Consider the following 23,712-nt stretch of genomic DNA (forward strand, 5'->3'; position numbering starts at 1 on the left):
AAGAGAGCCGCTCGGCGCTCCCTCCCTGCGTGTCGGTTCAAATCATTAGGCGACCGCTCGCCAGCCCAACTGGGCACGGGCCTCTTGAAGGTCGGACTGCATGTCGTGATTCCATAGCCAGTCGAAACGCTCGGCGAGGGTTTTGCTCAGCAGTTGTTCGTCATCGGCCACCGCTGGATCACGCATTTCATAAAGCTCCCCGGCTTCCCAGGAGGTACGCTGCACACGGCAGGCACGGGGACGACGGATGGCGTCGTAGGCTTCGAGCACCGCCTGTGGCTGGCTGTCCAGGACCTGCGGATCGGCCAGCAATCGCGCCAGAAGCCAGGCGTCTTCCAGGCCCTGACCTGCTCCAGCGCCCTGATGTGGCAACATCGCATGCGCAGCATCGCCGATCAGACCCACGCGGCCGTGCACGTAACCTGGCAACTCATCGAGTTCATGCAGCGCCCAAAGCGTGGGGGATGGAATGCATTCGAGCAGAACCCGAGCAGCGTCTCCCCAATGGTTGAAGGCAGAGAGCATTTCTTCCTGGCTGGCATTGCGTACCCACGGAGCATCGCTTGGCCAGGTTGGATCAGGACGACTGCGATCGGAAATGAAGGCCACAACGTTGATGAGTCGGCCTTGTTTGACGGGGAAAGTGAGGATATGTGCATCAAGCCCCAGGTACATCTGCGGGACGTCGATCAAGTGTTCATCGACACCCCGGGCGCGGTAGGCCGCGCGCAACTGTTGACTGTCGATCATCCCGCGATAGGCGCAGGTACCACTGAAACGCGGCGCCACCAGGGGTTGACCAAGACCGTTGAGAACATGATCACGAATCGATGACTTGATACCGTCCGCGGCGATCAACAGGTCGCAGCGATGCTCAGTGCCATCGGTGAACACGACGCGAGCCTGTTCGGCATCCTGCTCCACGCTGACGGCGCGCTTGCCGAATTGAGCGATTCCGTCCGGCAACTGGCTGGCCAGCGCATCGAGGAAGTCAGCACGGTGTACCGATGACTGCCCTACCCCTTCGGCCAGGCTTGCGCCCAGATAACCGGCATCTTCACCACGACGCCATTCGAACCAGATGTCCTGCCAGGGATCCTGCGTCTGGTCGGCAATCTTGCGGTAGGGTTCGGCAATACCCAGGCCCGCAATGGCACGAACGGCGTTGGCGCCGAACGAGACACCCGCTCCGACCTCGCCAAAGGCAGGCGCCGATTCGAATAATTGCACGTCGAGGTGGGAATGACGGCAAAGGTCCAAGGCCAGAGCGACCCCGGCGATACCGCCGCCAACAATGCCGATTTGCAGTTTGGATTGAGAAGTACGCATAGCAAGTTACCCATGAGGCTGATTGTTATTGGAGTAAGCAAATCATCGCCATCCGAGCGCTATTGATAAATACCGCAACTCCCATACACCCCATCATGGTTGTGAATATTACTCGCCAGGTCGAACAGGCATCGGCCGGACGAGCCCTCTCGGGGCTCGTCTTTTGCTGCAAGGGTTACTGCGCCGGTTGCCGGGATAAAGCAGCCTGACGGCCTGGAGCGTTCTGAATCAGAAACACCAGAATAGCGATGGCCCCTACCAATCCTGGTAAGGCGAAGATGAGAAAGCTGGCCTGCAGTGGCAGTGATGAAGCGTGCAGTGCCCCACCCAGCAACGGACCGATGATGGCCCCGGTACGCCCGACACCCATTGCCCAGCCAAGCCCGGTAGACCTTATGTGCGCGGGGTAATACTGCACGGTGCAAGCGTTGGCCAGTATTTGCGTACCAATGGTGCAGGCCCCGGCGATGGCGATAAGCAGATAAAGAACGGGTAACGGCGCCTTGAGCGCCAACAGGCTCAGGGCTAACGCTCCACAACTGAAAAACGCGAACAAGACCTTGGCGATTCCAATGCGGTCCCCCAGCCACCCACCGGCCACTGCGCCAATAATCGCGCCGACGTTTAGTGCCAGCAGAAACGCCAGGCTGGAGTTCAATCCGTAGCCTGCGGCCGTCATCAGTTTCGGCAGCCAGGAACTCAGTGCGTAAACCATCAGCAAACAACAGAAAAACGCCAGCCACAGCATGAAAGTGTTCACCTTGCGCCCGTCCTGGAACAGCTGCGCAATCGACACTTTCGTGCCTTTGGCGACCATTTGGTTCAACTGGTCATTGGGAGTGGGTACGTAAGACGGCTCGGCTTGTGCCAATAGATTTTGAGCCTTCACGGACTGCCCGGTGCGCAGTAGAAAATCCATCGACTCAGGCAATTGGCGTATTAAAAAAGGCAAGGCCATCAGAGGGATCAGCGCTACATAGAACACGGCTTGCCATCCCCATTGCGGGATGAGCACCATGCCCAGGCCTGCCGATAGCATTCCGCCCAACGAGTAGCCGCTGAACATGATCGCCACCAGGGTGCTACGGGATTTCTTTGGCGCGTACTCGTTCATCAACGCCACAACGTTGGGCATCACCCCGCCGATGCCAAGACCGGCGATAAACCGGCACAACGCAAACGCCTCCGGGCTCTGCGCCAAGCCGTTGATCGCTGTGACGCCACTGAAGATGGCGACACACATCATGATGGTTTTGCGTCGACCTATACGATCGGACAGTGAACCGAAAAACAGTGCCCCCAGCATCATGCCCACCAACGCGCAACTGCCCAGCGCACCAGCCTGCAACGAACTGAGGCCCCACTCGGACATCAATGAGGGCAGCACGACCCCATAGATGACCAGATCGTAACCGTCGAAAATGATGATCAGCGCGCACCAGAACAGTACGCGCGCATGGAAGGCATTGAACCGTGCCCCGTCAATTAGGGCTGACACATCTATCGTACGCATGGCTTCGCTCTTCTTGTCATTGTTATAGAGCCGGAGGATCTGGCGCCTCCGGAAAATTGCGAGCTGCCCATTGGACGCGGAGCGTTCAGAACCGGGCATGGATTCGATCATGGGCAAACGATCGACCGTGATAAATGCAGCCAGCTGAATAGGCACTATTTCGAACGTGAATAAAGATCGAAGGCGAGCAAAAGTCCTATCGATCCCACGATGGACGCGGCGGTCTGGCACTTGTTAGGCTTTGGCTCTTGCAGCGGCAATTTCGGAGCGGTGCAGACCCAAAGACGGGCGAAAATTTATCGCCCTTATGAGCGCACAATCTGCACGAGGCGTTATGGAATTACGTGAGCTTGACCTCAATCTTCTGCTGGTATTTAACCAACTGCTGGTTGACCGGCGGGTATCGACGGCGGCGGATAATCTCGATCTGACCCAGCCCGCTGTCAGCAACGCGTTGAAACGCCTGCGTGTCGCCTTGAACGACGAGCTTTTCGTGCGCACTTATCAGGGAATGGAGCCCACTCCTTATGCCCGGCAGTTGGCCGAACCCGTCGCACTGGCCATTCAGACCTTACGCGATGCACTGAGCCGACAGGATACGTTCGACCCGCTCAACAGCAATCGCCGATTTACCATGGCAATGACCGATATTGGTGAAATCTACTTCATGCCAAGGCTGATGGACGCGCTGGCTGAACGCGCGCCGGGCTGTTCGATCAGCACGCTGCGCAACACATCCGATACCCTGGCCGAAGGGTTGCAAAACGGTGCGATCGACCTCGCCGTTGGATTACTGCCACACCTGCAAGCCGGTTTTTTTCAGCAGCGCCTGTTTCACCATCGCTATGTCTGCATGTGCCGTAAGGATCACCCCGCTACCCGGGAACCGTTAACGCTTGAGCGCTTTTGCAGTTATGAGCACGTTCGCGTGGTAGCGGCGAACACAGGACACGGCGAAGTCGATACGTTTCTGGCGCGGGCCGGCATCGAGCGCAACATTCGCCTGGAAGTCCCCCATTTTGTTGCAGTTGGCCACATCCTTCAACGCACTAACTTAGTGGCAACAGTGCCTGAACGATTCGCCAGCAGTTGCGAACAACCCTTTGGCCTCGCGGTTCTACCGACGCCTGTGGAACTGCCGAACATCGAAATCAACCTGTTCTGGCACGCACGCTATAACAAAGACCCCGCCAATCGTTGGCTTCGCCAACTGATGTTCGAGTTGTTTTCGGACTAAGCCACCTGAACAAGTACCGCTACGACGCCAAGGCAGGATTCTTCAACGCCTCGACATGAATGTTCAATACTCATGCCGGCACTCATTCCATGCTTGAACCTCAAACAAAAAAAATAATGAGGAGATGGCAATGGCACACCCAGACATCCGAAACCTTGTGATTTCAGACGGCCCTGCCGCGGCGCTTTACCAACCCGGACGTATTGGCACCTTGCAGTTGCGCAATCGCTTCGTGCAAGCACCGATCTTCACTCAGTTCGCCAGCACCTTCGGTGAGGTATTCGATAAGCTCATCGAATACCATAGAGCCCGCGCCCGAGGCGGCGTTGGTCTGATCATCACCGAGAATACCTCTATCGATTGGGAGGTCGGGCGCACCGCGGGTCACCCGATGCGAATCGACCATGACAGGTTCATTGGCGCACTCAGCAACCTGGTCGACGCGGTCCACGGTGAAGGCGCGAAGATTGCCGTGCAGCTGCACCACACCGGGCGCCAGAACTCCCAAAACAACACAGAGCGTAACGAGCCACCACTGGCACCGACAGCCGGTATCACCAGCGCATTCGGTACCCCACCGCGTGCAATCGAAGAACATGAAATTCCAGGACTGATCGATAAGTATGTCCAGGGCGCCCGACGTGCGGTGGCCGCTGGCTTCGATGCCGTTGAGCTGCACGGTGCACATGGCTATCTGCTCGGCCAGTTTCTCTCCCCTTTCACAAACAAACGCACCGACCGCTGGGGCGGCTCCCTGGAAAACCGTGCCCGTTTCGCTCTCGAAGTCGTGCGTGGGATTCGCGAACAGGTCGGTGCGGATTATCCGATCCTGTATCGGCTCAGCGTGATGGAGCCTTACAAGGGCGGTCTCTCACTGGAAGATGGCCTGGCCTTCTGCGAAATGCTCGAGCCTTACGTTGACGCCCTGGATGTCAGTGCCGGGAACTACGACACCGCGATGACGTTGCTGCCGATGGTCCCGCCAGGATCATTAGTCAACTACGCCAAGCTGGTGAAACAGCGTGTCTCCATCCCGGTGATCGGTGTCGGTCGACTTACCTGGCTGTTCGACGAGATGGCACAAGCGGTGTCTGACGGCGAACTCGACTTTGTGGCCCTGGGTCGATCGGGCCTGGCGGACCCCGAAACAGTCAACAAGACACGGCGCGGGCAACCGCAAAGTGTCCGCCGCTGCCTGGCGGTCAATGAATGCATCTCGCGGTGGATGTTCAACGGCAAAGGCACCCAGTGCGTGATCAATCCGACCCTCGGACAGGAGCGTCGCGCAAGTGATGCTCGCCGCCCTGCTTCCAGACAGGAGCGAGTATTGATTGTCGGTGGCGGACCGGCCGGTTGTGAGGCCGCGATACTGGCTGCCGAGCGTGGACATAGTGTGAGGTTGGTCGAGAGAGCGGATCGCATCGGCGGCCAGCTCCATGCGTGGGCAGCCGCGAGCCCGTTTCGCATGGAGGTCAAGAACATGATTGCGTTTTACGAGAGCGAACTCGAACGCGTAGGCGTCGACGTTCATCTCAATACCGATGCAGCTGACTTGGACCTGAGCCCATGGGACACCGTACTGCTTGCGACCGGTACCGTTGCGCAGGATCGCGGCCCGGATGTGGCCGATATGCTGGCAAGCGCCAATTTGCCTGTGACGGACGAGGTCACCGTATTTGGTGAAACCGAGGCGGCAATGTTCGCTGCCCTGTGGCTGGCGGAGCAAGGCAAAAAGGTCAGCCTTGTTTCACCCGCGGATAGCGTGGGTATCGACACCAATGATATGCAGCGCGAGCATCTCGCCGGCCTTCTCAAGCATCTGGACGTATCGATCAACACGGCAGCAAAGGTGCCTGATGATGGTTACGTAGTCATGGCGACCGCCCGTGCGCCTTCAATGGTTCTGGAGGAGTCGGTCGATGACATTCGCGTCCACAGCATCGGTACAAGGTCCCGTGGTGGGCGGATGTATGAGGCGACCCAATCCGGTTTCTGGGCGGCGGCGAAAATAGGAGAGTTGTCATGAATGTTCGTGCAATTGAACACGTAGGCATTACCGTTCCCGATATGGAAGCGGCAACCCGATTCTTCGTCGAGGCCTTTGGTGCCGAGAAGCTTTACGACATGCTCGACGCTCCCCTGGGAGGGCCTGAGGTAGAAGCGGGACTCGGCATTCCGCCCGGTGCAGTGATTGCCTCAATCCGGATGCTGCGTCTGGGCAACAGCCCCAACCTGGAGCTGTTTTCCTACACTGGCGTCCAGCAGTTGCAGCCGATTGTTCCGAGCGACTTTGGTATTCAGCACATCTGCATCTACGTTGACGATATCGATGCCGCTGCCAATCGCCTCGAGAAGGCCGGCGGCGTTCTGCTCAGCCGACCCGGCGACCTCCCGGGTGGTGACGCCGGACCAGGTAATCGCTACGTGTACACCCGCACCCCTTGGGGAAGCACGATTGAATTGGTGACTTACCCCTCATCGCAAGTCTATGAGCGTCACACTCACCTGCGCCGCTGGCGACCGGACTTGACCGGGCCGGGTGACCACGAAATCCAAGCGCAGTAAGAAAAGGCTTGCCAGACGAGCGGTGGAAATTCCCCCGATCGATGGCAAGCCTGTTTTGCATAAAAATTTGAAGGATGTGTTAATTTTTAAATCTGTGCTCTCGATGCCTTCAACGTTCAAAAGCCGCTAAGTACTGATAAAAACTCCACAGCCAATACAAATAAAAAGGGAGTTGTGATGAGTGCCATCCTGCTAACGCCAGAAAAAATGCTGGACGTTATCCCTGGTGAAGTAACGATCAAGGGAACCGTTGAGACCGCACCTGATAATGGCGTGTCGATTCGGGGCTACCGCTTTGACAAAACCGAAGTCAGCATCCCGTGCATGCGCGATTACGAGTTGGTGAGATGGAAATCAGGCACGTCAAATCTGGGCTTCCACGATGGCAAGCAATGGCAAAAATGGTCCGTTGGCGATAACGACGTCACCATTTTGACCCGAGGCGAATCATCCAGGTGGTACTGGATGAACGATATCGAAGTCAGTCATATCTACATTTCGCAAGCCATGATGGCCAAAGTCGCCAATGAAGTCTTTCAACAGGATGTTGACGGTGTTTTTGTCGACCACTGCCCGCTCGTCAACGACGCGAAGCTCTCCAGACTCATGGCGACCTATGAAATGGAGTGCCTGAGTGGCGAACCGGGGAGCAGCATCTTCGCTCAGACGTTGGAAATACAGATTTGCATCCATCTGCTGCGTCAGTACGTGCGGTGTGACCTCAGAGACAGCGATCAAGCGTCTCGCCTGACAAACCTCAAACGCGACCAGCTTCAGCAATACATCGATTCGCATCTGTCCTGCCCCATTTCGGTCAAAGACATGGCCGCCATCGTCGACCTGAGTCCGTCCTACTTTGTACGAGTGTTCGGGGCGGTGTATGGCGTATCTCCCCATCAGTACGTTCAGTCGCGCCGCTTGAAAAAGGCGGAGCGCATCTTGTCGACGGTGCGCGATATTCCGTTGAAAGCTGTGGCCATGGATTGCGGGTTCTCGGACCAAAGCCATATGACCCGACTGTTTCAGGAAAAACTGTTCATGACGCCCAAACAGTATCGCGAGAAAAACATCTCCAGGCTTTTTTGCTCATCGGCCTTGCAGTAACGAATCCACGCGTCGGCTAATCACCAAGACACCGCCTGAGAATGTTGACCTTATCAGCTAGCCCACTCCCCAATACCGAACATCATTGGCTGTGATCTCATGCCCGGAAAAAAGCCCGGGCAATTCGGCCTTGAGAAAGTCCACCCAGGTCCTCACCTTGGCATCCAGAAAACGCTTGGAAGGATAGAGTGCATAGACGTTGCGCTCTCTGAGCCGGTGGTCCCCCAGCACGCGCACCAACGTGCCCTCGCGCAGCGAACGGGTGGCGGTGTAGAACGGCAGCAGGCTGATGCCCATCCCGGCCTCCGACGCATTGACCATCGCCTCGGGAACGTTGCTCTGGAAGGTTTTACCGGGCACCACTGAAACCTCGCCCTGCTTGTCACGGAACGCCCACTCATCGCCGTACAATGGGTCAAGCATGCGCAGGCAGCTATGTTGATTCAGTTGTTCCGGGTGAGTGGGCAGGCCCCGACGCGCAATGTACACAGGCGATGCGCAAAGCATGCTGAAAATGCGCCCTACCGTTTGGGCAACGAATTGTGAATCCTCCAACTCCTGGGCAATGGAGATGACCACGTCGTGTCCGTCTTCAAGGGGGTCGGGGTTGCGCTGTGACAAGGTCAGCTCAACCACCACGTCCGGGTAAAGCTCGCAGTAGCGGGCAATCAGTGGTGTCATCAAAACACCCAACCCGTTCAAACAATGCAAACGCAAGCGGCCACTGGGCTTGAGGTGAGCGCCACGCGCTTCCGCGGTGGCCTCGGCCATGTCGTCCAGAATTTGCCGCGCCCGCAGCAGAAAGCGTTCACCCGCTTCGGTCAGACTCAAACGGCGGGTGGTGCGCTGCAGCAGGCGTGCCTGCACGTGCTGCTCAAGATCAGCCACTAGCCGAGACACCTGCGCCGTGGAAAAGTCCAGCGCCTGTGCGGCGGTGGTAAAGCTGCCTGCGTCGGCTACACGCACAAATACACGCAGGCTGTTAAGCAAGTCCATGAACCCTCCCATGGCAACGACTGTTGCATCTGATGTAACGCTGCATCAAGTACAGCCCTCTTTATCCGTATCTGCAGAGGAATAAAATTGACTCATCAAACAACGAAAGAGAACAAAGCATGAAGACTTTATTGAGCGTGCTGCTGGCCCTGACCACAACTGCCGTAATGGCCGGCGAGAGCAATCCGGCCCCGGCACCTCAAACCCTGGATATCGCCAAGGTCATTTCGGTAACCGATACCTCGACTGCATGCGACGTCGTGCCGGCGACGATGGTTTACATCGACCATCAGGGTGAAAGTCACACGTTGACCTACCGGGTGATGGGCAGTTGCTCGGGCGTTTGAGAGGCCGAAACAGCAGGTTGTTCAGACCGCGATCCGGGTTGCCTGCAGGGCCAACTCGTGCAAACTGGCCAACCGTTGCATGACGCGCTCGACCACTTCCAGCCTGGCCACCGCGCCACTGCGTAACTCCCCCATCGACTGCAATGCGACCTCGGCCTTGTCCAGGCCCAAACGCGTCGAATCGGTAAGCTGTTCAAGGCCCTGACGGGCATCCTGTGCCGACTTTTCCAGGCCTGTGGCGATCTGCCGGATCTGCGCACTGGAGTCCGCTGCCTGGCGCGACAGATTGCGCACCTCGTCTGCCACCACAGCAAAACCCCGGCCATGATCACCGGCCCGTGCGGCCTCGATCGCGGCATTGAGCGCCAGTAGATTGGTCTGCCGGGCGATGTCCTGGATGCTGCCGACAATCGCACCGATGCGAATCGACTGGCTGCCCAGTTCATCGAACACCTGATCCAGGCGCTGCAGATACTGATCCAGATCCCCCAGCACGGCAGCCGAAGACTGCATGCTCACGGCACTGGCCTGTACCCGTTCGCCCGCGCCACGCGCCAGCTGGTTGGCAAAGCGCATGTCGTCTTCGGTTTGTTGCACCACTCTCGTCAAGTGTTCAAGTGCCTCCTTTACCTCGGCGCCCGGCCAAGCGGGCTCGACCACCGGCAACGACGGTAGCGGGACCGGCGCACTGGACACCACGGGATCCGGCTCCCGCTGCACGAGCACTTCGACTACCCGTATTGGCTGACGCTGAAAAAGCACCGCCGCTGCCAGCAGCAACAGGTTGATGATGCCGGCATACATCAGGTGCATGCCGTCGCCGAAAGCGAGCAGCACAACTGCGCCACCCGCTGTAACCAGGGCCAATCGTGCCCAGACTCTATTGCTCATACTCGCCTCACTCACAGCAACGTCCAGGTGTAGCTCAGGATCAGCCGGTTCTCGTCAATATCGCTGCGGTAATTGGAGCGCGCCATGGCATTGCGCACCCGGACGCCAAGCCCTGCGAAAGTCCCGCTCTGCACGACGTAACCGAGGTCCAGGTCGCGCTCGCGGTCCTTGCCTTCGAAGCCCTTGCCGGTGTCGACGTTGTTGCCGGTGATGTAGCGCACGGTGCTGGTCAGCCCCGGCACGCCGAGGGCGGCGAAGTCGTAGTCGTAGCGCGCCTGCCAGGATCGCTCGTCGGTGGAGGCGAATTCATAGGTCGGCACTTCGTTGCCCAGCGGCGAGATGTTGGCAAATACCCGAGGGAACGCGCTTTCACCGTACATGCCCTGGTAGCCGACGTAGAAGGTATGGCCGCCGTACTTGGCCGACAGCAGGGAGAAGAACGCCTGGTTGTCGATATTGCCCAACAGCTTCTTGCCATCCTCCTTCGCGTCGAAATAGCCGAGGTTGGCGCCCAGGGTCCAACTGCCCAGGGGCTGGCTGTGTTTCAGCCCCAGGAAGCCTTGCTGGTAGATGTCTTCCAGTTGCCCGTACCAGGCGCTGACGCTGGTGTGTTTTTCGTTGAAGACGTAATCGCCGCCACCGTAGTTGAACGCGTCACTGCTGGCCTGGCGCTGGGGCACGTAGCTGAGCATCGCCTGCATCTTCTCGTCGCCGGCCTCGTTGCGCAGATGAGTGGAACTCAGATGGCCACCTTGCAACGTCAGGCCATTGATCTCGGCGGAAGTGAAGCTCGCCCCCTGGTAACTGGGCGGCAGCAGACGGATGTCACTGAAAACCAGCACCGGCACGTTTGGTTGTAGCTCGCCGACGCGCAGTTCGGTCTTCGAGTAGCGCAGCTTTAGCGTGCCTTCCAGGCGGCTGTACTCATCGGCCGCGCGGCCATCGCTCTGTACCGGCAACAGGCCGGTGTTGACCCGGTCCGGGCTGCTGTCGAGCTTGAGCCCGAGCAGGCCGATGACATCGACGCCAACGCCGATAGGCCCTTGGGTGTAACCGGACTTGGCGTTGAGGATAAAGCCCTGGGCCCACTCCTCGGCCTTCGACTGCCGGTTAGCGCCGACAATGTCTGAGTAGTCCCGACTGAAGTAGTAATTGCGAGCCTGCAAGGTGGCGGTGGCATCCTCGATAAAACCGCCCTGCGCGGCCATCAATTGGCTGGAACACCCCAAGGCGACAGCCATGGACAATAGCGTACGAGTTGCATGAATGGTTGACTTCATCGGTGTGCTCTTATTGTTGTTATGAAAAGGTAAGGCGTGGCGGATACAGGTCAGCGCGCCACCTCTCGGGCGCTGCTGGAGGTGGCAAGGGGCGGCCGCCGCGCACCCGACAGCAGGTGCGCGGTCATGCCGAAAATCAGCCCCCAGAACGCGGCGGACAAGCCGAACAGCGACATGCCCGAGCCGGTGGTGAGGAACGTCACCAGCGCCGCTTCGCGGTCATTGGGCACAGCCATCGCGTTGGCCAGGGCGCCGGCAATGGCAGCGAACAGGGCCAGTCCCGCCAGGGCGGCGATCAGCTCTTTTGGGAAGGCGGCGAACAACGACACCAGGGTCGCCCCAAAGATGCCCAACACCAGGTAACAGAGGCCGCCGACCACGCCGGCGACATAGCGTTTGCCCGGATCTTCATGGGCCTCGCGGCCCGTGCAGATGGCGGCAGTGATCGCCGCCAGGTTGAGGCCGTGGCAGCCAAACGGCGCCAACAACGCCGTGCCCAGCGCACTACAGGCAATGATCGGTCTGGCCGGCGTGGCGTAACCCGAGGCGCGCAACACCGCCATGCCCGGCACGAACTGCCCGGTCAGCGCCACCATCACCAGTGGCAAGGCGACGTTCAAGGTTGCTCCCAGGCTGAACTGCGGGGTGACCCAAACCGGTGTCGCCAGGCCGATCACCAGGGCTTCGCGGTGCAATTGGCCGGTGAGCATGGCGATGGCACAGCCCACCACCAGTACCGCCATCACCGCGTAACGCGGCAGCAGTCGTTTGCACACCAGGTAGGTGGCGAACATCGCCAGCACCAACCCGGGCTGGCCTTGCAATGACACGAACAGACCCGTGCCGAAACGCAACAGAATCCCCGCCAGCATCGCCGCTGCGATGGCTCCGGGCAGCTTGCCGATAACGCGGTCGAAGGCGCCCGAAATGCCGACCAGAAAGATCATCAGACTGCTCAGCAAGTAGGCACCGACGGCCTCGTTCATCGAGATGCCCGGCAGCAACGCCACCAGCAGGGCCGAGCCCGGTGCCGACCAGGCAATGATGATCGGCACGCGGTAACGCAGGCTCAGGCCGATACCCAGCAGCGCACTGCCAATGGAGATCGCCCAGACCCACGACGACAACAGCTCGCGAGACAGGTGCGCGGCGTCCGCCGCCTGGAAAATGATCACCAGTGGGCCCGCATACGAGATCACCGTGGCAATAAAGCCCGCAACCGCAGCGGACAGCGAAAAGTCACGCATCAAGCCTTTCATCAAACAGCTCCTTGCGCACTCAAGCCTTGGCCGCCGACAGCGGCGCGGTCACGTTGGAGGCGTTTCGCTGGCTGCTGATGGCATACAGGGTCATGGCGAGGGCGGCCACCGCACCCGGCAAGGCGAACGCCATGAAATTGAGTTGCAGCGGCAAATTGATTCCCAGCAATGCGCCGCCTAACAGCGGGCCGACAATGGCACCGTTACGGCCGATCCCCGACGCCCAGCCAAGCCCGGTGGAACGAATGGCCATGGAATAGAACTGCGCGGCACAGGCATACAGCAGGATTTGCGAACCGATGGTGGTGGCGCCGGCAATGGCGATCAGCAGGTACAACACAGGGGTCGGACTTTTGAATCCGAGCAAGGTGATCGACACCGCGGCAATCGCGAAGAACACCGCCAGCACCCTTGGCAGGTTGAGCTTGTCGCCCAGTACGCCCCCACCCACCGCACCGAAAATCGCGCCGAAGTTCAACGCCAGCAGGAAGGACAAGCTTGAGCCCAGGCTGTAACCGGCGTTGGCCATGAGTTTCGGCAGCCAGGAACTCAAGGCGTAGACCATCAACAGGCAGCAGAAAAACGCCAGCCAAAGCATCAGCGTGCGCATGGCGCGGCCTTCGCGGAACAGCTGCAGTACCGGCGTGCCGGTGCCCTTCACTTCCGCCATGTGCAGGGTGTCGCTGGCCTGGGCGACATAGGCCGGGTCAACGCGTAGCAAGACAGCGCGCGCTTGCTCGTTGCGGCCTTGGCGCAGCATGAAACCCACCGATTCCGGCAGGAAATACATGATCAATGGCAGCAGCAACAGCGGCAGCCCCGCGATGTAGAACACCGCCTGCCAACCGAAGCTGGGAATAAGCACGATCCCCAGGCCCGCCGAGAGCATGCCACCCACCGAATAACCGCTGAACATGATGGCGACCAGGGTGCTGCGAATTTTCTTTGGCGCGTACTCGTTCATCAGCGCCACCACATTGGGCATGACGCCGCCGATGCCAAGGCCGGCAATGAACCGGCAGATGCCAAAGGTCGTGGGGCTCGTGGCAAAGCCGTTGAGCACGGTAAAACCGCTGAAGAGCATTACGCAAAGGGTGATGGTTTTCTTGCGCCCGATCTTGTCCGACAGCGGACCGAAAAACAGCGCACCGAACATCATGCCAAACAGCGCATAACTGCCCAGCGCCCCGGCCTCCAGCGGGCTCAGTCCCCACTCTTTCATCAACGTCGGCAAGACCACCCCGTAGATCACCAGGTCGTAGCCGTCGAAGATGATGATCAGCGCGCACCAGAACAACACCATCCAGTGAAAGCGGTTGAAGCGTGCGTTGTCGATCACCTCGTGTACATCGATTTTTCGCATGACATCGGTCTCTTGTTGTTATTTTTTATTGTTCGTTTGGGCGCTCAGCCGCCTGCTGCAGGCAGCGCACGCAACGCTCCACCGATGGCGGCCGCATTGTTACGTGTCATGCACAGGACTGTTACGCAGGATGCAAATGAAGGGTATTGAGACCGGCAGCGGGGCAATATCCGCTCTGCGCAGATCGCTATCCGTTTTGTGCAGAGAGAGATGTCGGAGTGTTGCAGCGGTGGCAGGCGTGACACTATGAAAGCGATTGAATCTTCGTCGCACCGCAAGGACCTGTCCGTACGTGAAACTCCATCAGATCAAAGCGCTGGTCGCCATCCACCAAACCGGAAGCATCAGTGAGGCCTCGCAGATACTGCATGTCACCCAGCCCGCCATCAGCCGCTCAATCAAGGATCTGGAAAGCGAATTGGGCCTGGCTCTGCTGCAGCGTTCCCACAGGGGCATGTCGCTCACCGACGAAGGCCGCCGCATCATTCGCCATGCACAGTTGACGGTCGAGAGCATGCGACGACTGCAACTGGAGGCTGAAAATATCAAGGATATGCAGGTCGGTGAGGTCACCATCGGCGTCACTTCCCTGACCGCCGTGCTCAAGGGGCTGGGAGAATGCGTTGCTGCGTTCCAGGCGAAGAATCCGCGTGTCCGAATCCGCCTGGTGGACCTGCGACCCAACCAGATGCTGCAGCGTCTGCGGGACGGCACGCTGGATTTCGCCATTACCTCGCAGCAGCATACGCAAAGACTGAACCTGGATTGGGAAGCGTTGAGCCGCATGCGGGGTCTGGTGGTCTGTCGAAAGAACAATCCTCTCCGCCACTCCCATTCGCTGCGTCAGTTGCAGTTTGCAAACTGGATCAGCCTGGATGCCATCGACGATCACTCGTCGCAGTTCTATCAAATGTTCGAAGACAACGAGATTCCTCCACCGCAGCGGATCACCGAGTGTTCATCGGTATTGTTGGCGCTTGATCTGTTGCACCACGCCGATGCGTTCATGACGCTCAGCGAAGCCGGAATGGAAAACTCACTGCCCAGAGGGCTCAATGAAGACCTGATGCAGGTCAAGATCGAAGAAAGCATCCCCGAGTACCCCATCTACCTGGTCTGCATTGATCGCCACGCTCTGACAACAACGGCCGCAGACCTTTATTACGCCATCAGAAGCGTGCTCTCGAAGACACAGGCAATGGATGCTTCGCGCTAGCGCGCAGTCGGAATCGAGCAACATAAGAAAAATGCAACGATATGCCCAACGGTTAAGTCTGTCCCGGTTGCCTGGGGCCGACCGCCATAACCTCCAGGGCATTGAGCTAAACCCTCCAGCCGCCTCCCGTGCGGCTTGCCTCGACGAATGCATCGCTGTCGTCAAACGGTGCGTGTGATCGGTAATCGGCCAATATCGCACCGAACTGGCGCCGTCTTTCGTCGGTGCTGCCAGGCATCTTAACCAGCGGTTAATCATCGAAGAAAAGCGCAAGTGCGCAGTGACAGTGTTTGCCGGATATTCAGGCCACAACAAAAACTGTCACAGGAAAAATTGATGACTACCCTGCACGCGCCCCCCCTCCCCGGCATCGCTACTCCATCCGTGATCGGTTCCAGGAAAGCCACCGTCGCCTGCGCCCTAGGCAATGCCCTGGAAATGTATGACTTCACGATTTACAGCTTCTTCGCCGTGGTGATTGCCAGGAACTTCTTCCCCGCTCAGTCGGCAATGGCCTCGCTACTGATGTCGCTGGCCACCTTTGGCGTCGGTTTCCTCATGCGCCCGGTGGGGGCTCTGGTGATTGGTCGCTTTGCCGACCGCCATGGTCGCAAGGCCGCTTTGAGCCTCACGATCAGCTTGATGACATTCGGTACCGCGATGATTGCCTTCGCGCCGTCCTATCAGGCAACAGGCTTGTTCGGCACGTTCCTGCTGGTGGCTGGCCGCCTTACCCAGGGCTTTTCGGCGGGTGGGGAAATAGGCACTGCGTCGGTGTATCTGATGGAGTCCAGCGCTACGGCCAATCGCTGCCGCAATGTCAGTTGGCAGGCCGCCAGCCAGGGCTACGCGGCCATGGTCGGGGCCGGTCTCGGGTTATTGCTCACCAATGCGTTGAGTGTCGAGGACCTTGAAAGCTGGGGCTGGCGCATCCCCTTTGTCCTGGGGCTGCTCATCGGACCGCTGGGCTGGTACATCCGTCGCTGCCTGCCGGAAACCCACGAAGCCGAACCGACCAAGCGCGACGGTCGGTTGCGCGACCACATCGATATGCGTCACACCTTGCTGGCGATCGGCCTGATGGCCAGCGCCACCATCGGCATCTACCTGTTCATTTTCTATATGCCGGCCTACCTGACCGTCACCCTGGGTTACCCGCAACGTAGTGCCTTGGCCATCACCTGCGTGGCAAGTGCCTGCCTGGCGATCATCACGCCGCTGGCCGGGCGCTTTGCCGATCGCCATGGCCTGCGCAAAAAACTGCTGGCCTGGACGATCACCCTGCCCGTGCTGATGGCCTGGCCAGCCTTCTACTTGCTCAGCTTGAGCACCAACTTGTTTGTGGCGATGTTCGTCATCGCGATGCTGGTACTGCCTGGTTGCATCGGTTCGGGCGCCTTCTTCGCCCTGATCATGGAAGCCTTTCCGAAAAATCGCCGCGCACTGGGCACCGCTGTCAGCTACAGCTTCGGCGTCACCTTGTTCGGCGGTTTCTCCCCGTTGATCGCGACATGGCTCACAGGCGCCTTGAATAACCCACAGGCGCCGGCGCTGTACCTGCTCGCAGGCGGCGCCATCAGTCTGGCGTGCCTGGCTGTATTCCCCGAAAACCCTGGTCGGGAGTGACCTGATGAATGCATTGAACCAAACCCAAGCCCGGCCCCTTGCCGAACCGGACCTGGACACGTTTATCCAGCTGCGCAGAGAAATCCACCAGAACCCTGAATTGGGCGCTCACACCCCGCTGACCGCCGAGTTGGTGGCCAGCAAGCTCGAAGACTGGGGCTACGAAGTTCATCGCGGCATCGGTGGCCATGGCGTGGTCGGCGTGCTGCGCCGAGGCGGTGGCACTCGCCGACTGGGCCTGCGTGCCGACATGGATGCCCTGCCGATGCAGGAGAAAAACCGCTTCGCACATGCCAGCCGGATCGAAGGCCGCATGCACGGCTGCGGCCACGACGGCCACACCGCCATCCTGCTGGCTGCCGCATGGCGAATCGCTCAGTCGCCTGACTTTGACGGCACGCTCAACCTGATTTTCCAGCCTGATGAGGAAGGTCTGGGGGGGGCCAAGGCCATGATGGATGACGGCCTTTTCAGACGTTTCCCTTGTGATGCGATCTTTGCCTTGCACAACCTGCCGGGCATTCCCGTGGGGACCGCTGTGGTCCAGGCCGGCCCCACCATGGCCTCTTCGGAACGTGTGAGCCTGTTGATCAAAGGTCGTGGAGGTCACGGCGCAATGCCCGAGCGCGCCATAGATCCGGTACCGGTGCTGGCCAGCCTGATCAACGCAATCCAGACCGTGAAATCGCGCAATCTCTGCGTCGATGAACACGCCGTGATCAGCATTGGCGTGGTCGAGGCTGGCACCGTCTACAACATCATTCCCGACACGGCCTCGATGTTGCTTAGCGTGCGTACCGACACCGAGCAGACCGAACGTAAAATCAATCAGCGCCTCGCGCAGATTGCCCAAGGCCATGAACAGATGTTCGGTGTCGAAATCGAACTTCAGACCACACAACTGGCACCGGCGCTCGTCAATACCGCGGCGCAGACGCAGATGCTTCGCCAAAGCCTGGAGCCGTTATTCAAGCCCGGCCACCTGTTGCCCCACGCGGCGAAGATCATGGCGACTGAAGATTTTGCCTGGATGCTGACCGAAGTTCCCGGTTGTTACTTCTTCCTGGGCAACGGCGAAGGCGAATTTCATGGCTGCTCCGTGCATAACCCTCACTACGACTTCAACGACGAGCTGATTCGCATCGGCTCCGACTGCTGGCTGAAACTGGTGAAGGATTATCTCAACTGATGCCACAGGCTCGGGTTCACAACTTCATCGCTGTTGGATGACGTCCAGGTACCCGAGCCACTAAACCGGCAACCCAATATCTGAACGACCACCATCCAGCCGCCTGCGGCCTGATGGGCAAGTCGGGCTACGCCCTGCCCGCGCAATAACCATACATAACGATGACTCGGCGACTTTTTTCATATCTGCCCTAAAAACAACAACAGGCAAAGTCTATGTATCGCAACGGTAATTTGGCGCTATTCACCGCCGGCTCGCTGGCGGCCGCAATTTCTACTTCCCAGGTCAATGCCCAGGAACAAGGTTTTCTGGAAGACAGTTCACTGACCCTTAATACCCGTCATTGGTACTCACATGAGGTGGGCCACAAAGCCACTTACTTCAAACTGCAAACACCGGACGGGGTACGCAAGTTGCGTGATCGTACCGCTTGGCTGCAAGGCTTCAGACTCGACTTCGTCTCAGGTTTCACCGACGGACCGGTAAAGTTCGGGCTGGATCTTTCGACCTTCTCGGCAGTGGCGCTGGAGCGCAGCCGGACAGCGGCGGCAGGTGGCAGTAATCGAATGCTGGTGGACAAGGACGGCGATGTGGTCGATGACTGGAGCAAACTCGGTATTGCAGCGCTGAAGTTCAAGGTTGCCGAGACGCTGCTCAAGGTGGGCCGGCAGCAAGTCAGGACACCGATGATGTCCTACACCGACACCCGCACCTTGCCTTCAACATTCAATGGGATCTCCCTGGAAAGTCATGACATCGAAGGATTGACGATCAAGTCTGGCTATTTCGACAGGGGCTCGCCGCGTACCGGGGCCGGAAGCGAGGACTTGAGCCCCACTTACGGTTCACGCCTGGTCACCAGTGACTTCAACGCTTACGCCGGGGCCGACTACCTGTCGGCCGGTGGCTGGCGCAGCAGCGCCTATGTCTCTCGATTCGATGATATCTGGGATCGTGAGTACCTGGGCCTGGGCAAAAAGTCCGCTTGGGGACCGGTTAATGTCGATGTGCAACTGGATGCCTATAACACCCAGTCGAGTGGTCGTGAAATCGCCGGCAACATCAATCAGCAGGCCTACGGCCTGACGATTACGCCCCGTTGGCGCAACCACACGCTGAAGTTCGGCTTGCAGCAAATCAAGGGTGACGAATATTTCGATTACCCGGCCGAATCCAACGCCATCAGCCTGCCCAATACCATGCTGTCCTTTTACAACGGCCCCAATGAGCGCTCGATCGGGGTGAACTACAGCACTGATTTCGTCGCTTATGGCCTACCTGGACTGACGACTTCGCTCTGGTACATCAAGGGCATGGGCATCGACGGCAGTCACTACAACGGTGGCCCGAACGGCATCTACACCTCGGTACTCAAACAGCAGGGTGAAAGCCACTACGAAGTGGGCACTTATGCCAGCTACACCGTGCAATCGGGCACCTTCAAGAACATTAGCCTGATCGCTAATTACTCCTGGCACCGCGCCAGTGAATATCAACTTGAAGGCAATCTTGAAGAGTTCAGGTTGATCGTCAACGTACCGATCAAGATCTTCTAGGCCAACACGCGGCATGTTGCCGATTAAAGGGCGAAATCGCCGCAAGGTGTGCAACATGCCTTGCGGCGCATCCTTCAGGGTAGGACTCATAGGGCGTTCCCTCCCATGAGGCGCTCTCCTTAAATGCAACTTTTGCTCAGCGGCGTGTGTGACCGAAAAACAGCTTCCTGTTTCAGAGGTAGCTGCGCGATTGGGCGTGTTCGCCCTGCTAAAAGGACAGAGCGAATACCAATCAAAAGCGGGTTGAGGGCATTTCCTCAACCATAGAATTTCCCACACTCGGCTAACTGACTGCGGCAGGGTGACTACCTGCGAACGGATCCTGACTCAATTCACCGTGACAGCCGCATTCAACATCAACACCACAATCAAACCGACCACGGCTACGATGGATTGAACCACCGAAATGGTCTTGGTGGCTTCGCCCATAGTCATGCCGAAGGATTCCTTCACCATCCAGAAGCCCGCATGGTTCGCATAGTTGAAGAACAGCGAGCCACAACCTATGGACAAGGCAAGCAGAGGCAGGTTGAGGCCGGGATCTGCACCTGCAAGCGGCGCCAGCAAGCCAGCAGCACCAACGATACCTACAGTGGCAGAACCGGTAGATACCGAGAGCAGCATCGCGATCAACCAACCCAAGATCAGCGGAGGGAACGCAGACTGCTGGATCAGGTGCACAATGGCATCGCCCACCTTGGCGCTGGTCAGCAGCTCCTGAAAGGCACCACCGCCGGCGATGATCATGATGATTGAGGCGATTGGCTTGAGGCTCTTGCCCAGGGATTCGCGCAATTGCCCCGCATCGCCGCCCCGCGCGAGTACCAGACTTGCCCCGGCGAACAGCACGCCCAGGAGCATGGCTATCAGGGGATTGCCCAAGAAACCAGCCATTTTCAGGATCCCATTGCCCTTGGGTAATACCATCTCAGCGACGGCATGAATCAGCATCAGGATCGCCGGTAGCAAGGCTGCCAGCACGCCAAGCCATACGCTGGTGCCTGGTTGATCGTCGGCTTTTTCAGCCAGGGTGAACTGATCCAGCAAAACCTGATCGGGCCGAGTGCTCATGCGCGGAGAAATGAACGCGCCATAAAGCGGGCCGCCTAAAATCATTGCTGGAATAGCCGCAAGGAAGCCATAGAGCATGGTGGGCCCAACCGAGGTTTTGAGCGCGGCGATAGCCGTCAAGGGGCCAGGGTGCGGCGGTACCATCCCGTGCATGGCTGCAAGTGCCGCAATCACCGGAACCCCCACATACACATACGCTGAACCTTTGAAGCGAGCCTGGCTTTCCAGCTTGCGAGCCACGCTGAATATCAGCGGCAGCATGATCACCAGGCCCACCTCGAAAAACATGGGAATCCCAATTACAAATGCAACCATCATCATGGCCCAAGGAATCATCCGATCCGATGTTCGCTTGAGGATGACCTCGGCGATCTGCTCTGTGACGCCTGCGTCAGCAAGAATTTTGCCTAGCATCGCTCCAAGCGCGATGACGATCCCTACTGCCCCCAGTGTCTTTCCGGCGCCGGTGATCAAGTGGGAGACGATGGTGTCTGGCTCCATACTGGTTGCAAAGCCAACGCCAACGGAAACGACTAGCAAGGCCAGGAGCGGGTGCATTTTGAGACGCGACACGATGAGCGCCACCAGCACCAGGACGCTCACCAGTGCGGTCAACAAGAGGTCTATATCTAAGGGAGTCATGAAAGGATCTCGGTTGGGCTGGCGTTCAAACTGCACTCAGTTTTGAAAGAGAAGTTTGAAACCGTAACGCCTGTCGGCGCACGCGATAAACCAAACAGCGTTTGGGTGCTTTCAACTTCGGCATTGGATGACGTGTTCATGGAATCTACTCTTGTCATTGGAATATGCTGCTGTTACACAGAATTTCTCGATGCGGCACGATAGGTTTTACTGCAACGTCGCACTTCGAACGTTCTGTATGTATTCGTTTAAATGGGTGAGTTGAATGGTCATCTGCAAATGCAGGCGCAAGTTTCAGCTTTCGCCTTTTGCAAAACCGAATAACCTTCGAGGGGCTTGCACCAGCAACGAATAGCTAACCTGCGTCGAACACTCCAGGGCTTGCAACTGATCGACTACGGTGCCGAAACCGACACTTTGCTCATGCTGCGTATGCGGCCAGTCGCTGCCCCACACCAACTGGCCGAGGCCGAAACTTTGTTCCAACAGCGGTAATGCCTTTCGAGCGAAATTGATGTTCTGTTGCGGCGTACCTCCCAAACGATAGATTCCCGATACCTTCATCCAGATCGAACCTTTCGATCCCAACTCCAGTAACTCGCAAAACCCGGGCTGATCGACGCCCGAATTGGCATCCGGCCGACCAAAGTGATCAACCACCAACTTCAAACCGAACGGCATCAATTGATGGATCAGTCCCGGCAGGTCTATTACCTCCCGATGCAACTCGACATGCCAGTCAAGATCAGCAATGCGGCTGAAAAACTCTCTCCAGGCACTATTACGAAAATCAGGTAACGCCTTACCCATCAGGTTCAAGCGAACGCCGACCACGCCCAGGTGATCCATATCATTCAACGTGGCGCGACTGACGCCTGGTTCCAGCACAACCACGCCTCGCAACTGCTCCGGCGCCTGCCTCAACGCCGCCAGCAGGTAGCTATTGTCGGTGCCGAGAAAGCTCGGTTGCACCAATACGCCATGACTCAGGCCATGAGCGTGCAAGTGCGTCAGATACTGCTCAAGCGTGGCGTCGTAATCAGGGGTATAGCGCCGTGCACCGACCAGATTCAGATCACGGCTAAACACATGAGCATGGGAGTCGATGCCGGTGATCGGCGTAGAACTGGTGTCAGTCATAGCGTTCATCTATAGAAGGTAAAGGGCATCAGGCCCGGGCACTCTCGTTGCCATTGACCGTTGCTGGCACCGATGCACTCGAAGCTTCGAGGCTGCGTCCACGGGTTTCCGGCAGGCAAAGTGCCGCGACCACTGCCACGCCATAGGCAATCCCGGCGTCGATGCCAATCGCAGACCCCAGGGACATGGAGTCGCTCATGTGACCGACCAGGAAAGGGAAGACTGCAGATAGCACCCGGCCAAAGTTGTAGCAGAAGCCCACACCGGCACCGCGTACATCCGCCGGGTACAGCTCGTTGAACAGTGCGCCAAGGCTCGCGGGAATACCGGCCGCGAAAAAGCCGAGCGGAAAACCAAGGAACAGCATCTGGGTATTGGTCAGGGGCATGAACACATAACACTGCACAGTGACGACACAGCACAGCGCGAACAGCACGATGTTTTTACGACGGCCAATACGGTCGATCAGAAACCCGCTGACCACGCATCCACACCAAAAGGCCAGGATGATCACCGCCAGGTAGCCACCAGAGTTGAGTACCGACAGGTTGCGTTCGGTCTTGAGAAACGTCGGCAGCCAGGTCATCACCGCGTGGTAACCACCGTGCGCCCCAAGGCCCAACAGACCACCGAACAACGTCACGCGGATCAGTTCAGGGCGGAAAATACCGGCCAGGGATTTGAAGAAGCTTTGCGGAATCGCGTTTTGCTTTTGCAGGCGCTGGAAACTGTCAGGTTCCTCGACATTACGCCGTACCCAGATGATCAGGAACGACGGCAGCAGGCCCACGATAAACATCACACGCCAGGCCATGTCTTGCGGGACGAAAGAATAAATCAGCGCAAACACGCCGACGGCCAGCCCCCAACCCACGGCCCACGCACTCTGCACGGTGCCCATCACTTTGCCGCGATATTGAGGGTTGATGGTTTCAGCCATCAGCACCGCGCCGGCCGCCCACTCGCCACCGATGCCGAAGCCTTGCAGTGCCTTGACGATCAACAGCTGATGAAAGCCCGTGACGAACGCGGACAGAAAGGTGAAGACCGAGAACCACACAATCATCCATTGCAGTGTGCGTACCCGGCCATAGCGGTCGGACAATGTCCCCCCTACCCAGCCGCCGATGGCCGAAGTGACCAGCGTGACCCCGCTGATCAGCCCTGCATCACCCTTGGTCAAGGCAAACGCGGCGATCAACGCCGGAATCGCCAGGCCGAACATTTGTACTTCCAGCGCGTCGAGCGACCATCCGCCGAAGCAGGCCCAAAACGTTTTGCGCTCCCGAGGAGTGACTTGGCGATACCAGCTGAACATGATTCTTATCCTTATAGGTGGAACGTGAGGCAGCCGAGAGCGAACCGCGCCGCTACGGGGCCAGTCATGA

19 protein-coding genes and 1 pseudogene are annotated in these 23,712 nt (G+C 58.4%); 9 read left to right on the top strand and 11 right to left on the bottom strand.

Going from position 1 to position 23,712, the window contains the following annotated elements; translation table 11 throughout:
- Nucleotides 1–45: 45 nt before the first annotated feature.
- Both salA and ACVWYU_RS04020 read right to left on the bottom strand, forming a co-directional pair.
- Nucleotides 46–1,329: a salicylate 1-monooxygenase gene (gene salA / locus ACVWYU_RS04015; RefSeq protein ID WP_019689163.1), complete on the bottom strand. Its 1,284-nt coding sequence runs from the start codon at nucleotides 1,327–1,329 to the stop codon at nucleotides 46–48.
- 175 nt (nucleotides 1,330–1,504) lie between these two features.
- A complete protein-coding gene (locus ACVWYU_RS04020) occupies nucleotides 1,505–2,842 on the bottom strand; it encodes an MFS transporter (RefSeq protein ID WP_457371975.1) in 1,338 nt (445 codons plus the stop codon).
- Nucleotides 2,843–3,176: 334 nt separating this feature from the next.
- On the opposite strand from ACVWYU_RS04020, the gene ACVWYU_RS04025 reads away from it, so the two are divergent.
- The 4 genes from ACVWYU_RS04025 to ACVWYU_RS04040 all read left to right on the top strand — a co-directional run bounded on the left by ACVWYU_RS04025 (nucleotide 3,177) and on the right by ACVWYU_RS04040 (nucleotide 7,748).
- Complete coding sequence (locus ACVWYU_RS04025; protein ID WP_007980482.1) at nucleotides 3,177–4,079, top strand: LysR family transcriptional regulator; 903 nt, start codon at nucleotides 3,177–3,179, stop codon at nucleotides 4,077–4,079.
- A gap of 130 nt (nucleotides 4,080–4,209) precedes the next feature.
- Nucleotides 4,210–6,105 (top strand): oxidoreductase, encoded by a 1,896-nt coding sequence (locus ACVWYU_RS04030; protein ID WP_457371976.1) that lies wholly within the window; start codon nucleotides 4,210–4,212, stop codon nucleotides 6,103–6,105.
- Nucleotides 6,102–6,644 carry a VOC family protein gene (locus ACVWYU_RS04035; protein ID WP_457371977.1) on the top strand — a complete coding sequence of 181 codons (543 nt, stop codon included), beginning with the start codon at nucleotides 6,102–6,104 and terminating at the stop codon, nucleotides 6,642–6,644. The genes ACVWYU_RS04030 and ACVWYU_RS04035 overlap by 4 nt, the downstream gene beginning before the upstream one ends.
- A 177-nt stretch (nucleotides 6,645–6,821) precedes the next feature.
- Complete coding sequence (locus ACVWYU_RS04040) at nucleotides 6,822–7,748, top strand: helix-turn-helix transcriptional regulator (protein ID WP_457371978.1); 927 nt, start codon at nucleotides 6,822–6,824, stop codon at nucleotides 7,746–7,748.
- A gap of 57 nt (nucleotides 7,749–7,805) precedes the next feature.
- On the opposite strand, the gene ACVWYU_RS04045 is transcribed toward ACVWYU_RS04040, so the two are convergent.
- Entirely contained in the window at nucleotides 7,806–8,744 is a 939-nt protein-coding gene (locus ACVWYU_RS04045; protein ID WP_457371979.1) for a LysR family transcriptional regulator, read from the bottom strand.
- Nucleotides 8,745–8,863: 119 nt separating this feature from the next.
- Here ACVWYU_RS04045 and ACVWYU_RS04050 point away from each other — a divergent pair, with 119 nt between their 5' ends.
- On the top strand, nucleotides 8,864–9,091 hold the full coding sequence (locus ACVWYU_RS04050) for a DUF2790 domain-containing protein (protein ID WP_457371980.1): 228 nt from the start codon (nucleotides 8,864–8,866) through the stop codon (nucleotides 9,089–9,091).
- Between the two features lie 21 nt (nucleotides 9,092–9,112).
- On the opposite strand, the pseudogene ACVWYU_RS04055 reads toward ACVWYU_RS04050, so the two are convergent.
- The 4 genes and pseudogenes from ACVWYU_RS04055 to ACVWYU_RS04070 form a co-directional block, all read right to left on the bottom strand.
- Nucleotides 9,113–9,514 (bottom strand): annotated as a pseudogene (locus ACVWYU_RS04055) (methyl-accepting chemotaxis protein); the annotation flags it as partial.
- Nucleotides 9,515–9,993: 479 nt separating this feature from the next.
- Nucleotides 9,994–11,262: an OprD family porin gene (locus tag ACVWYU_RS04060; RefSeq protein WP_247257039.1), complete on the bottom strand. Its 1,269-nt coding sequence runs from the start codon at nucleotides 11,260–11,262 to the stop codon at nucleotides 9,994–9,996.
- A gap of 50 nt (nucleotides 11,263–11,312) precedes the next feature.
- A complete protein-coding gene (locus tag ACVWYU_RS04065) occupies nucleotides 11,313–12,521 on the bottom strand; it encodes a benzoate/H(+) symporter BenE family transporter (protein ID WP_457371981.1) in 1,209 nt (402 codons plus the stop codon).
- 19 nt (nucleotides 12,522–12,540) lie between these two features.
- Nucleotides 12,541–13,884, bottom strand: a complete 1,344-nt coding sequence (locus ACVWYU_RS04070; RefSeq protein ID WP_390956135.1) for an MFS transporter — start codon at nucleotides 13,882–13,884, stop codon at nucleotides 12,541–12,543.
- 292 nt (nucleotides 13,885–14,176) lie between these two features.
- Here ACVWYU_RS04070 and ACVWYU_RS04075 point away from each other — a divergent pair, with 292 nt between their 5' ends.
- The 4 genes from ACVWYU_RS04075 (at nucleotide 14,177) to ACVWYU_RS04090 (ending at nucleotide 19,471) form a co-directional block, all read left to right on the top strand.
- The gene (locus ACVWYU_RS04075) at nucleotides 14,177–15,100 is read left to right on the top strand and encodes a LysR family transcriptional regulator (protein ID WP_457371982.1); all 924 of its coding nucleotides are present in this window, start codon (nucleotides 14,177–14,179) and stop codon (nucleotides 15,098–15,100) included.
- Nucleotides 15,101–15,436: 336 nt separating this feature from the next.
- On the top strand, nucleotides 15,437–16,726 hold the full coding sequence (locus ACVWYU_RS04080) for an MFS transporter (protein ID WP_390956136.1): 1,290 nt from the start codon (nucleotides 15,437–15,439) through the stop codon (nucleotides 16,724–16,726).
- A gap of 4 nt (nucleotides 16,727–16,730) precedes the next feature.
- On the top strand, nucleotides 16,731–17,915 hold the full coding sequence (locus tag ACVWYU_RS04085; RefSeq protein ID WP_457371983.1) for an amidohydrolase: 1,185 nt from the start codon (nucleotides 16,731–16,733) through the stop codon (nucleotides 17,913–17,915).
- 215 nt (nucleotides 17,916–18,130) lie between these two features.
- A complete protein-coding gene (locus ACVWYU_RS04090; RefSeq protein ID WP_457371984.1) occupies nucleotides 18,131–19,471 on the top strand; it encodes an OprD family outer membrane porin in 1,341 nt (446 codons plus the stop codon).
- A gap of 327 nt (nucleotides 19,472–19,798) precedes the next feature.
- On the opposite strand, the gene ACVWYU_RS04095 is transcribed toward ACVWYU_RS04090, so the two are convergent.
- The 4 genes from ACVWYU_RS04095 to ACVWYU_RS04110 form a co-directional block, all read right to left on the bottom strand.
- Complete coding sequence (locus ACVWYU_RS04095) at nucleotides 19,799–21,184, bottom strand: GntP family permease (RefSeq protein WP_457371985.1); 1,386 nt, start codon at nucleotides 21,182–21,184, stop codon at nucleotides 19,799–19,801.
- Nucleotides 21,181–21,324 (bottom strand): hypothetical protein, encoded by a 144-nt coding sequence (locus ACVWYU_RS04100; protein WP_248914929.1) that lies wholly within the window; start codon nucleotides 21,322–21,324, stop codon nucleotides 21,181–21,183. The genes ACVWYU_RS04095 and ACVWYU_RS04100 overlap by 4 nt, the downstream gene beginning before the upstream one ends.
- Before the next feature lie 154 nt (nucleotides 21,325–21,478).
- Nucleotides 21,479–22,324, bottom strand: coding sequence for an amidohydrolase family protein (locus tag ACVWYU_RS04105; RefSeq protein ID WP_457371986.1), 846 nt, complete (start codon nucleotides 22,322–22,324; stop codon nucleotides 21,479–21,481).
- Between the two features lie 28 nt (nucleotides 22,325–22,352).
- Complete coding sequence (locus ACVWYU_RS04110; RefSeq protein ID WP_390956142.1) at nucleotides 22,353–23,642, bottom strand: MFS transporter; 1,290 nt, start codon at nucleotides 23,640–23,642, stop codon at nucleotides 22,353–22,355.
- Nucleotides 23,643–23,712: the final 70 nt, after the last annotated feature.

This window comes from Pseudomonas sp. TE12234 (assembly GCF_054061835.1).